Annotated in this window: 5 protein-coding genes; all 5 read left to right on the forward strand. The window is 68.3% G+C overall.

Translation table 11 applies throughout. The features are described from left to right. The first annotated feature begins 90 nt into the window (after positions 1–90). The 5 genes from CDO81_RS05805 (at position 91) to CDO81_RS05825 (ending at position 12,202) form a co-directional block, all read left to right on the forward strand. Complete coding sequence (locus CDO81_RS05805) at positions 91–3,996, forward strand: beta-galactosidase (RefSeq protein WP_193466483.1); 3,906 nt, start codon at positions 91–93, stop codon at positions 3,994–3,996. A 51-nt stretch (positions 3,997–4,047) separates the two neighbouring features. After that, positions 4,048–5,211, forward strand: coding sequence for a beta-galactosidase BglB (gene bglB, locus CDO81_RS05810; RefSeq protein ID WP_088482154.1), 1,164 nt, complete (start codon positions 4,048–4,050; stop codon positions 5,209–5,211). A 675-nt stretch (positions 5,212–5,886) separates the two neighbouring features. After that, a complete protein-coding gene (locus CDO81_RS05815; protein WP_088482155.1) occupies positions 5,887–7,551 on the forward strand; it encodes an MFS transporter in 1,665 nt (554 codons plus the stop codon). After that, complete coding sequence (locus CDO81_RS05820) at positions 7,548–10,298, forward strand: exo-rhamnogalacturonan lyase family protein (protein ID WP_088482156.1); 2,751 nt, start codon at positions 7,548–7,550, stop codon at positions 10,296–10,298. Before CDO81_RS05815 ends, CDO81_RS05820 begins: the two co-directional genes overlap by 4 nt. Positions 10,299–10,939: 641 nt before the next feature. Beyond that, a complete protein-coding gene (locus CDO81_RS05825; RefSeq protein WP_088482157.1) occupies positions 10,940–12,202 on the forward strand; it encodes a rhamnogalacturonan acetylesterase in 1,263 nt (420 codons plus the stop codon).

Raw genomic sequence — 12,202 nt, forward strand, 5'->3', positions numbered from 1 at the left:
AGGGTCGCCCGATTTCTCGCAAGCGCTTGATTTTTTCGGCCCCAGGAACCGGTGGACACTGACCGCGGCTTCCGCACTCCCGGTCTGCTCATGCCTGCCCTGCCCGACTCGCTGCCCCGCCCTGCCCTCCGGCTGATTTCGTCGGTGGCGCTGCTGCTGTGGTGTGCGGCCGCGGCGGCCCAGGACCTACCCGGCCAGCTCCCCCCCACGGCGGTGAGCACGCCCGCTCTGCCCGCAGCAGCGGCACCGCGCGGCGAGACCACTTTCCTGATGTCGGCCTTCATGGCCACCTCGCAGGATCGCCTCAGCCTCTTCACCTCCACCGACGGGCTGACGTTCACCTCGCTGGGCTCCGAGGTCTACCAGCCGCCCCGCGGGCTGCTGCGCGACCCCTCCATCCTGCGTGCTGCCGACGGGCTCTACTACGTGGCCTACACCACCGGTTGGTCGGGCAACAGCTTCGGCATCGCGCGGTCAGCCGACCTCAAGACCTGGACCCATGTCGCCGACGTACCGGTCGCGCTGCCCGGCGTCACCAACGTCTGGGCGCCGGAGTGGTTCCGGGACCGCGACGGCAGCCTGCATCTCGTCGTGAGCCTCTCGCGCGCCGGCACCCAAGGGCCGTTCGCGGCCTACGCCGTCAAGGCGTTGGACGCCTCGCTCAGCCGCTTCGCCGCGCCGGAGCCAATGCGGGGGCTGGAAAAGAACTTCATCGACACCTTCGTCATGCAGCAGGACGGGCACTACGTCGCCTTCGTGAAGAACGAGACGACCAAGTTCATCGAGCGCGCCACCGCACCCGCCCTGCACGGCCCCTGGACGCTGGACCGCACCGGCGACTGGGCCGGCTGGGGCGGCCCGTCCGAGGGTCAGGCCCTCGTGCCCATCCAGGGGCCCGACGGCAAACCAGGCTGGCGCATCTACTTCGACGACTACACCAGCAAGCGCTATTGGGCCTCCGACAGTTTCGACGGCCTGCAAACCTGGAGCCCGCGGCGCGAACTCGGCGGCGTGTCGGGCACGGTGCGCCATTTCACGGTCATCCGCGAGGCGACCGCGCAGCTCGACCGCGCCACCGCACCCCGGGGCCGGCCGAAGACCATCGCCTGGGACCGCCATTCGCTGATCATCGACGGCCGCCGCGAGATGATCTTCGCGGGCGAGTTCCATCCCTTTCGCCTGCCCTCGCCCAGCCTGTGGCGCGACGTGCTGCAGAAGATGAAGGCCTCGGGCCTGAACGCCGTGTCGTTCTACTTCAGCTGGGGCTACCACTCCGCCAAGCCGGGGCACTATGACTTCACGGGCATCCGCAACGTCGAACGCGCCATCCAGATGGCCGAGGAGGAAGGCCTCTACGTCATCGCCCGCATGGGGCCTTACGTCAACGCCGAGCTGACCGCAGGCGGCTTCCCGGGCTGGCTGCTGCGCCAGCGTGCCGAGGCACGCACCGACGCGGCCGAGTACCAAGCGGCCACCGACGAATGGATGACGCAGATCAACGCCATCCTGGCGCGTCACCAGATCACCCACGGCGGCGGCAGCGTCATCGCATACCAACTGGAAAACGAGTTGTTCGCGGTGAATCCCAAGAACATCCGCCACATGGAGCACCTGGCGAAGAAGGCGCGGGCCGACGGCATCACCGTGCCGCTCTTCCACAACGCGGCCTCCCGCCTGCCGGACTGGACGCCGCGCAACTCGACCGCGCCGTTCGCCAACCCCGGCCCGACCGACCTGTACGCCTTCGACGGCTACCCCGGCGGCGTTTGCAGCGTGGACGGCACGCCCGGCACGCCCGCACCCGCGCCCGACTGGGGCATCTACGGCAAGAACGTCCCCAAGGTGGGGTCGCTCGCCTCGCCCAACACGCCGGGCTTCGTCGCCGAGATCGGCGCGGGCTGGTTCGACTACTGGGGCTCCAACGGCACCTACGAGTGCACGGCCAAGCGGCAAGGCCCGGGCTACCAGCGCGTGTTCTACGGCAGCAGCCTGATCAATGGGCTGAGCATCCATTCCCTCTACATGGCCTACGGCGGCACCAGCTGGGGGTGGCAGCCGGGGCCCATCGTCTACACCAGCTACGACTACGGAGCACCGATCAACGAGGCCCGCGTCATGCGCGACAAGGCGCTGGTGCTCAAGCAGATGGGCGGCTTCGTGCAGGCGGCCGCCCCTGTGCTCTCGCAGATGGAAAAGGCCGAGGTGCTGGACCCGGGCAATCCCAAGGTGAGGCTCTATCACAACGTCAACCCAGCACTCGGCACGCATGTGCTGCTGGCCCAGCACAACCACCTGGCCGGCACCGAGCCCTTCAGCTTCAAGCTGCGCACGCGCGACGGCACCTACCAAATCCCGCAAGCCGGCACGCTGACGCTGACGGGCCAGGACGCCAAGATGCTGCTGGCCAGCTACGCCATGGAGCGCCAGCACCTGGTGTACGCCACCTCCGAGATCCAGACCCACCTCCAGCAAGGTGAGCGCGATGTGGCGCTGCTCTACGGCCGCGCCGGTGACGACGGCGAGACCGTGCTGCGCTTTCCATCCCAACCGCGCGTGACGCCGCTGGCCGGCCAGGTCGCTGTCGCCTACGACGCCAAGACCGGCGACCTGCGCCTGAACTACCGCCACGACGGCCTGATCGAGCTCAGCATCACCGGTGGCGGCCGTGCGCCGCTTGTCCTGCTGATCGCCGACGAGAAGACCGGCTGGCAGTTCTCGCGCCTGGGCGACGTGCTGGTCAAGGGGCCGGCCCTGCTGCGCCGCGCCACCGTCAATCACTTCGGCGGGCTGGACCTCGTCGGCGACACGACGGCCCCCAGCGAGCTGCGCATCTGGGCGCCAGCCGGCATCAACGCCGTGCGCTTCAACGGCAACCGCGTCGACATGCGGCCGCTGTTCAACAGCCTCGCTGCACGCCAGCCGCTGCCCGGCCCGGATGCCGTCCGGCTGCCTGACCTGACACAGCTCGCCTGGACGCGTCGCTACGACTCCCTCGAAGCCGACCCGACGTTCGACGACAGCGACTGGCGCAAGGCCGACGCCAGCGTCTCGGCTGCCAACGTCTACACCGCGCCCGACAAGGGCCAGCCCGTGCTGGCCATGAGCGACTACGGCTTCCACCATGGCGATGTCTGGTACCGCGGCCGCTTCAGCACGACCGAGCGCCAGCCGCTGCAGCTCGAACTCTTCTTCGGTGGCGGCGGCGCAGGCCTCATCCAGGTCTGGCTGGACGGCCAGTTCCTCGGCCAGCAAGAGCACGACACCGGCCGCCCCTTTCCCGAGACCACCGACACCTTCAAGCGCCTGCTGAAGGACCTGCCACCCGGCGAGCATGTGCTGGCCGTCGTGGTGCGCAACAACTCGCACAACTGGGACCTCTTCGCCGACGATGCCCACAAGGAAGCCCGCGGCCTGATCTCGGCGTCGCTCTCGCCGCGCGGCGGCCAGCGCTTCGCGGTGCCGATGGCCTGGAAGATCCAGGGCAACCGGGGCGGCGAGGACATCGCCGACCTGGTGCGCGGCCCGATGAACAACGGCGGCCTCCACGGCGAACGCCAGGGCTGGCACCTGCCGATCGACCCCGCCAAGCCGCAGCCGGGCTGGGAAGCGACCGCGCCAGGCGCGGCGCCGCCCGCCCCCGGCAGCTACTGGCTGCGCACGTCATTCCCGCTGGACATGCCCGCGGGCCACGACGTGCAGCTGGGCCTGGCCTTCGGCGACACGAACCGACCGCGGTCGGACCGGGAGAACCGCGCACTGATCTTCGTCAACGGCTGGAACCTCGGCCAGTTCATCGCCCACATCGGCCCGCAGCGCGTCTTCGTGCTGCCCCCCGGCATCCTGAACCCGAACGGCGAGAACACGCTGACACTCGCCGTCACGACCGACGGCCAGGCGACGAACGCACTTGAGGTGCCGCGCCTGGTGCCGCTGGCCATCGCCCGGGGCGGCGTGCCGCTCGAGCCCGTCGCCCAACCCCGGAACCTGCAACGATGACGCATCGCGACCTGCCTCGCCAGCCGTCGCCCCATCGCCCGAGACAAACCCATGCCCAAGCAAATCCTCAAGCCCGTCGACTCCTCCCGCATCCATCCGCTGCTGGCTCACCACGCGGCGCACCTCGGCGCGGACCGTGACGACATCCGCGGCGCGGTCGACCGCCTGATCCACAACCTCATCCACATCGAAGACAGCGATGGCAAGTTCCTGCTGCGCCTGGACGACGGCCGCGTGCTGGACACCAAGGGCTGGAACGGCTTCGAATGGACACACGGCGTGGGGCTGTACGGCGTCTACAAGGTCTGGGAGCTGACCGGCGACCCCAAGGCCTGGGACATCATGACGAGCTGGTTCGAGGCCCGCTTTGCCGAGGGCATGCCCAGCCGCAACATCAACACGGTGGCGCCCTTCCTGACGCTGGCCTACCTGTTCGACCGCACCGGCGACCGCCGCTACCTGCCTTACATCGACCGTTGGGCGGAGTGGGTCTACCACGAGCTGCCCCGCACCGAGGAAGGCGGCTTCCAGCACATCGTCTACAACAGCGTGAACCACCAGCAGCTGTGGGACGACACGCTGATGATGTCGGTGCTGCCACTGGCCAAGTTCGGCCTGCTGCTGAACCGCCCGCACTATGTGGAAGAGGCCAAGCGCCAGTTCATGGTGCACATCAAATACCTCGCAGACCGCAAGACGGGGCTGTGGTTCCACGGCTGGACCTTCGAGGGCCGGCACAACTTCGCCAACGCGCTGTGGGCGCGCGGCAACTCGTGGGTCACCATCGTCATCCCGGAGTTCATCGAACTGCTGAACCTGCCCGAGGGCGACGCCTTCCGCCAGTTCCTCATCTCCACACTGGAAGCCCAGGTCAAGGCCCTGGCCGCCTGCCAGTCCCCGTCGGGCCTGTGGCCCACGCTGTTGGACGACCCCACCTCCTACGATGAAGCCGCCGCTTCGGCCGGGTTCGCCTACGGCATCCTGAAGGCGGTACGCAAGGGCTACTTGCCGCGCTCGTATGAGGCCGTGGGGCTGAAGGCGGCGCTGGCAGTGCGCAGCAAGATCAATGACGCGGGAGAGCTGACGCAGGTGAGCTTTGGCACGCCGGTGTTCAACACGCTTCAGGAATACAAGGACATTCCGCTGACGTCGATGCCGTTTGGGCAGGCGATGGCGTTGCTCGCCATGGGGGAGCTGCTGGTGCGGTTCATCTGACCTTGTCGACATGACTGCGCTCGGAGCTGGTGTGCTGGCACGGCCCAGCGGGGAATTCGCCCCCGCGGGCGACCTACTTTTTGTCCCGCCAAAAAGTAGGCAAAAAGCTCCCCCCGGCCGCGCCGCCCTCCGCTTCGCTGCGGGTTCCCTGCGCTGCTCAGGCCTTGAGGGCTCGCGCGGAACTCGCTTCGCTACGCTGCGCTCAGACAACCGCGCGAAGTCAGTTGTTGAAGCGTGCTGCGCACGCGCCCTCAAGTCCTTGCGCTGCTCGGCGGCGCTCAAGGGGGTAAGACGAAATACCTCAAACGCCCGGCCTGTGCGATTGGCAACTAGGCTGTTCGGCTGCTCGGCTGTTGGCTGTTCGGAGTCTCCCCTTCAAAACCGCCGAGAAGCGCAGAAGCCCGGGGCGCGTGCGCAGCACGCTTCAACAACTTACTCAGCGCCACTGTCTGACCGCAGCGAACGCAGTGAGCGAAGGGAGTTTGGCGCTGGCCCCGGGCTTCGAGCATCGCAGGGAACCCCGAAGCGCAGCGCAGGGGCGGTTTTGCAGGGATCGCTTTTTGCCTACTTCTTGGCGGGACAAAAAGTAGGTCGCCCGCCGGGGCGAATTCCCGGCATGGGCCTCACGCAACAAGCCCAAGCAACGAAGAGACAAGCGCGCCAAGCGCCAACCGCATGATCACCAAGAACCTCCACCCCGCCGCCAAAGAACCCACCTGGATCAACTTCTGGGGCTGGGGCAGCGGCGACATGCTCGGCGCCGGCGCCCAGGCCGTCATCACCGGCTGGCTGTTCTATTTCTTCACCACCTTCTGCGGCCTCTCCGCGGTGGAAGCCGGCCTCATCCTGGGCCTGCCGCGGCTGCTGGAGGCCATCACCTGCCCGCTGATCGGCTATGTGTCGGACAACCTGCGCCACACCTGGGTGGGCCGCAAGATCGGGCGGCGCAAGGTCTTCCTGCTGATCACCATCCCGCTGCTGCCCAGCTTCGCGCTGATCTTTCGCACCGGCCACACCTTCACCTACTACCTGTTGGCCTTCATCTTCTTCGAGCTGCTCTACACGATGTTTCTCATCCCCTGGGAAACGCTCGCCGCCGAGATGACCAAGGACTACAAGGCCAAGGCCAAGTTCGCCGGGGCGCGCATGATCGTGGCGCAGAGCTCGGCCATCCTCGCCTCCTACCTGCCCACGCTGCTGATCAGCCAGTTCGGCGGCAAGGACTCGCCGGACACCTTCTTCTGGATGGCGGCCATCTTCGGCGGCATCTTCTCGCTCGTGGTGCTGATCGTCGTGCTCACCACCTGGGAGCGGCCCTACGGCACGCGCGAGCAGGCGGTGCTGTCGCAGACCTATGGCGGCGTGTCGCTGAAGGCGGCGCTGATGCTGCCGGTCAAGATGTTCCGCGACCTGTTCTCCACGCTCAAGATCCGCGCCTTCCGCCAGCACCTGTCCATCTACCTGGGCGGCTACCTGTCGCAGGACATCTTCAACACCGCCTTCCCCATCTTCGTGGCCACGGTGCTGATGGGCGCCACGCTGGTGATCTCGCAGCTGATGACGGTGATGTACGTGGCCCAGCTGATCTCGGTCATGGTCGCCATCCAGATCGTCATCCGCACCGGGCCGGTGCTGGCCTACCGGCTGGCGATCTCGCTGTTCGGCGCCGCGCTGCTGCTCTACCTGGCCTTCTACCTGGTGCGCCCTGAGGGCTTCTCGACCGGATTCCAGGCGCTGGGGGCCAACCTCTTCGGCGCGCTGAACCCGGCGCGCGAAGGCTTCTCCCTCAGCCTCGTGTTCTGGACCTTCGTGCCCATCGTGCTGGCCGGCCTGGGCCGCGGCACGCTGAATTTCGTGCCCTGGTCGGTCTACAACTACCTGCCCGACATCGACGAAGCCGTCACCGGCCAGCGCCGTGAGGGCATCTTCGCCGGCGTGATGACGCTGGTGCGCAAGGTGGCCCAGAGCGTGGCCATCATTGCCAGCGGCTGGGTGATCGAGATGGGCGGCTACATCTCGCCCAAGAGCCGCCCGGGCGAGGTCATCGTGCAGACGCCGGAGGCCATCCAGACCATCACGGCGCTGATGGTCGGCGGGCCGCTGCTGATGATGGTGCTCGGCATGCTCGCAGCGTGGCGCTTCCGGCTGAACGCCAGCACCCACGCCGTGCTCGTGCATGAGGTGGAGCGGCTGCGCCGCGGTGCCACCGAAGCCGAGAGCGACGAAAACCGCCGCATCGTCGAAGACCTGACGGGCTGGCCCTACGAGCGCCTCTGGGGCCGTGGCCCCGATGGCACGCCCGCTTCCGAACTGCCGCCTTTCCAGCAAGCCCGCCCATGACCGACTTCAGCCGCCGCCACTTCTTCAAGACTGCCACGCTGCCCCTGGGCGCCGTGAGCGCGGTGGGTGGCCTGGCCCCTGTGCCCGCGACTGCCGCCTCGACAGCCGGCACCGCCCCCAGCGCGCCTGCCGACGCCGACCCGCAGGCCCTGCGCTGGCTCGACGGCGCCGCGCCTGCGCTGATGCTCGGCGCAACGCTGGGCCTGCCCTGGCCGCGCGGCGCGCACCGCAAGGGGCAGGACTTTCATGCGCTTGACGGCCAGGGCCAGCCCTTGCCCCTGCAGAGCTGGCCACTGGCCTGGTGGCCTGACGGTTCGCTGAAGTGGACAGCCCATGCGCTGCCTGCCGGCGTCGAGACCGGCGCTGCGCCCAGCATCCGCGCCGGCAAGGCACCGAAGCCGACCGTCGGCGCGCGGGTGAGCGTGAAGGAAGGCCCGACCGCGGTCGAAGTCGACACCGGCATCCTGCGCTGCCACCTGCCGCGCCAGGGCACGCAGCTCATCCGCAGCATCGAGCGCAATGGCCGCGAGATCCTGCGCGGCTGCACCCTCGTCGCCCAGGTCGACGACAAGCCCGATGCCGAGCAGGGCCCCGTCACACAGACGGCCCTGGACAGCCGCATCCGCCAGGTCACGGTGGAGCAGTCCGGCCCAGTGAGGGCCGTGGTGAAGGTGGACGGCCAGCACCGCAGTGCCGCCGGTCGCGAATGGCTGCCGTTCTCGGTGCGCTTCTATTTCTACGCGGGTGCCGAGTCGGTGCGCATCATGCACACCTTCGTGTTCGACGGCGACGACCAGAAGGACTTCCTGCGCGGCATCGGCCTGCGCTTTGACGTGCCCATGCGCGACGCGCTGCATGACCGGCACATCCGCTTTGCCGGCGAAGCGGGCGGCCTGTGGGCCGAGGGCGTGCGCAACCTCACCGGCCTGCGCCGCGACCCGGGTGCGGCGGTGCGCGAGGCCCAGCTGGCCGGCCGCGCCACGCCGCCGCTGGAGCAATGGGGCCCGCAGGTCCGCAAGCTGCACCACCGCATCCCGGCCTGGGGCGACTACACGCTCAGCCAGCTCAGCGCCGACGGCTTCCAGATCAAGAAGCGCACCCAGGCCGGCCACGGCTGGATCCCGGCGGCCTTCGGCCGCCGCGCGCCTGGCAGCGGCTACGTCGGCGGCATCAGCGGCGGCGTGGCCTTCGGTCTGCGTGACTTCTGGCAGCGCCACCCAACGCAACTGGACGTGCGCCATGCGGTGGGCGACGCGGCGCAAGTGACGCTCTGGATGCACTCGCCCGAAGCGCCCGCCATGGACCTGCGCTTCTATCACGATGGTCTCGGCATGGAGACCCACGAGCAGGAGCTCGAAGGGCTGGAGATCACTTACGAGGACTACGAAAAGGGCTTCGGCACACCCGTGGGCATTGCGCGCAGCAGCGAGATCACGCTGTGGGGCCTGGCGGCCACGCCGTCGCGCGAGCGCCTCGTGCAGATGGCCGCGGCCGTGCAGACACCGCCGCAGCTCGCCGCGCAGCCGGTACGCTACCTGCAAGCCGGCGTGTTCGGCAAGCTCTGGAGCCTGCCGGACCGCTCCACGCCGGCCCGCCGCAAGATCGAGGACAAGCTCGACTTCCTGTTCGACTTCTACGCCAAGGAGGTCGAGCAACGCCACTGGTACGGCTTCTGGGACTATGGCGACATCCGCCACACCTACGACGCCGACCGCCATGAATGGCGCTACGACGTAGGCGGCTTCGCCTGGGACAACTCCGAACTCTCGCCCGACCTGTGGCTCTGGTACAGCTACCTGCGCACCGGCCGGGCCGACGTCTTCCGCTTCGCCGAAGCCATGGTGCGCCATACCAGCGAGGTCGACATCTACCACCTCGGCCGCTTCCAGGGCCTGGGCACACGGCACAACGTGCAGCACTGGGGCTGCAGCGCCAAGCAGGCGCGCATCTCGACGGCGGCCTACCGGCGCTTCTACTACTACCTGACCGCTGACGAACGCGTGGGCGACGTGATGCGTGAGGTGCTGAGCGCCGACAGCAAGATGGACGAGGTCGATCCGGTCCGAAAGATCGCCGGCCGCGTGGACAAGGGCCCCTGGCCGGCACGCATCGGCTTCGGCACCGACTGGGGCTCGGTGGTCGCCAACGTGCTGACTGAGTGGGAGCGCACGGGTGACGTGCGCTGGCGCAACAAGCTGCTGCGTGGCATGAAGGGCATCGCCGCCATGCCACGCGGCTTCTTCACGGGCAGCGGCGGCTACGAGCCCACGGGGCCGAACGAAGGCGCCTTCCACAACGTCAGTGGCGACAAGATCAGCGCCAGCCACCTGAGCGCGGTGTTCGGCGCGGTGGAGATGATGGCCGAGCTGGTGGACCTGATCGACGAGCCCGCCTTCAAGGCAGCCTGGCTGCAGTATTGCGAGCTGTACAACGCGCCGCGCGAGCAGCAGGTCAAGGCCCTGGGCGCGCCGCACGGCGGCAGCCCGGTGCTCAGCGTGGGGCATTCGCGGCTGACGGCCTATGCCGCCCGGCAGAAGGGCGATGCGGCCCTGGGGCAGCGCGCCTGGCGCGAGTTCTGGGCGGATGATCCGCGCGGCTTGAAGACGCTGAAGACGACGCGGGTGGCGGGGCCGCTGGTGCTCAACCCGGTGGAGGAGGCGCCGTGGATCAGCACGAATGACACGGCGCAGTGGGGGTTGGCGGCGATCCAGAACCTGGCGTTGGTGGGCGACCAGTTGGTCGATTGAAAGTGCTGGTGGCTGTTCGCCGCTTAGGCTTGGTGGCAAGGCCCATGCCGGGAGTTCGCCCCGGCGGGCGACCTACTTTCTTGTGCGCACAAGAAAGTAGGCAAAGAAAGCGCCCCTGCAAAACCGCCCCTGCGGGGTTCCCTGCGATGCTCGAAGCCCGGGGCCAGCGCCAAACTCCCTTCGCTCACTACGTTCGCTGCGGTCAGACAGTGGCGCTGAGTCAGTTGTTGAAGCGTGCTGCGCACGCGCCCCGGGCTTCTGCGCTTCTCGGCGGTTTAGAAGGGGAGACCCCAAAACAGCCGAACAGCCGAAGCAGCCAACAGCCAAACGCCACATCCCTTCGGTCGTGGCTGTTCCTGCTGTCCCCCCTGGAGCCCGCCGAGCAGCGCAAGGCCTTGAGGGCGCGTGCGCAGCACGCTTCAACAACTGACTCCGCGCAACTGTTTGACCGGAGCGTAGCGGAGGGAGTTTTGCGCGGGCCCTCAAGGCCTGAGCAGCGCAGGGAAGCCAGAGCGAAGCGAAAGGCCGGGCGGGTCGGGGGGCGACTTTTTGCCTACTTTTTGGTCGCTCAAAAAGTAGGTCGCCCGCCGGGGCGAATTCCCGGCACCACCCTTGGCAGCACACAGAAGTAGCTCAAACCCGTGAGACACCTCATCCTGACCCTCGCCCTCGCCGCCGCAGCCCTCACCGCCCATGCGGCAGGGCCCGTATGGCGCTTCGCGTTCGGCACCCAAGCCCCCGCCAACGGTGAAAGCACCGTCACCGCAGAAACGACCTACACCCCCGACAGCCACTACGGCTACGAACCCAACGCCGCCCTCAACGCTGCCGGCCAGCCCACCTTCTTCTCCGTCGACCTCCCCGAAGGCAACTACCGCATCACCGCCACCCTCGGCGGCCCGCAGGCGAGTGACACCACGGTCAAGGCCGAACTGCGCCGCCTCATGCTCGACGCCGTGCAGGTCCCGGCCGACGGCAGCGCCACACGCAGCTTCATCGTCAATGTGCGCACCGCCGACATCACCGCCGCACCCGGCGTCGAGCCCGGCCGTGTCAAGCTGAAGGAGCGTGAGATTGCCAGCGAAGCCTGGGCCTGGGACCGGCGGCTCACGCTGGAGATCAACGGACCGCGCCCGGCGCTGCAGCGGCTGGAGATCGAGCCGGTGCGCGTGCCCACGGTGTTCCTGCTCGGCGACTCGACCGTGGCCGACCAGGGCGGTGAGCCCTACGCCAGCTGGGGGCAGATGCTGACCGCACTGTTCAAGCCCACGATCGCGGTGGCCAACCATGCCGAATCCGGCGAGACCTTTCGCGACTCGCTCGCGCGGCGGCGCCTCGACAAGATCCTGTCGGTGCTGCAGCCCGGCGACACGGTGCTGCTGCAATTCGGCCACAACGATCAGAAGCAGCAGAAGGACGGCAGCGGCAATGCCCAGACCTACCAGGCCGAGATGCGCACGCATGCCGAGCGCATCCTCGCGCGTGGCGGCGTGCCGGTGATCGTGTCATCCATGGAGCGGCGCAGCTTCGATGCCCAAGGCCGCCTCAAGCCCAGTCTGCTGGAGTACGCTGACGCCGCACGCGCGGTCGCCCGCGACATGAAGCTCGCCTTCGTCGACCTCAACGCCATGAGCCAGGCCTTCTATGCCGCCCTCGGCCCGGAGCGTTCGCAGGCGGCGCACCCGGTCAACAACGGCAAGCTCGACAACACGCATCACAACAACTACGGCGCTGCTCAGTTGGCCCGCTTCGTGGCCCAGGGCCTGCGCGACGCCGGCGTGCCGGTCGCCGCTCAGCTGCGGGACGACCTGGGCCCGATCGACCCGGCACGGCCGCTGCCGCCAGAAGGCTTCCACATCGCGGCCAGCCCCGGCCACACGCAACTGCGCCCGCTGGGCGACTGA

Source organism: Roseateles puraquae (genome assembly GCF_002205845.1).
GTDB classification, from domain to species: domain Bacteria; phylum Pseudomonadota; class Gammaproteobacteria; order Burkholderiales; family Burkholderiaceae_C; genus Pelomonas; species Pelomonas puraquae.

What these genes read in the sequence shown, in the direction of transcription:
- CDO81_RS05805 (WP_193466483.1), top strand. Translation starts at nt 91, where the DNA reads ATGCCTGCCCTGCCCGACTCGCTGCCCCGCCCTGCCCTCCGGCTGATT.
- bglB (WP_088482154.1), top strand. Translation starts at nt 4,048, where the DNA reads ATGCCCAAGCAAATCCTCAAGCCCGTCGACTCCTCCCGCATCCATCCG.
- CDO81_RS05815 (WP_088482155.1), top strand. Translation starts at nt 5,887, where the DNA reads ATGATCACCAAGAACCTCCACCCCGCCGCCAAAGAACCCACCTGGATC.
- CDO81_RS05820 (WP_088482156.1), top strand. Translation starts at nt 7,548, where the DNA reads ATGACCGACTTCAGCCGCCGCCACTTCTTCAAGACTGCCACGCTGCCC.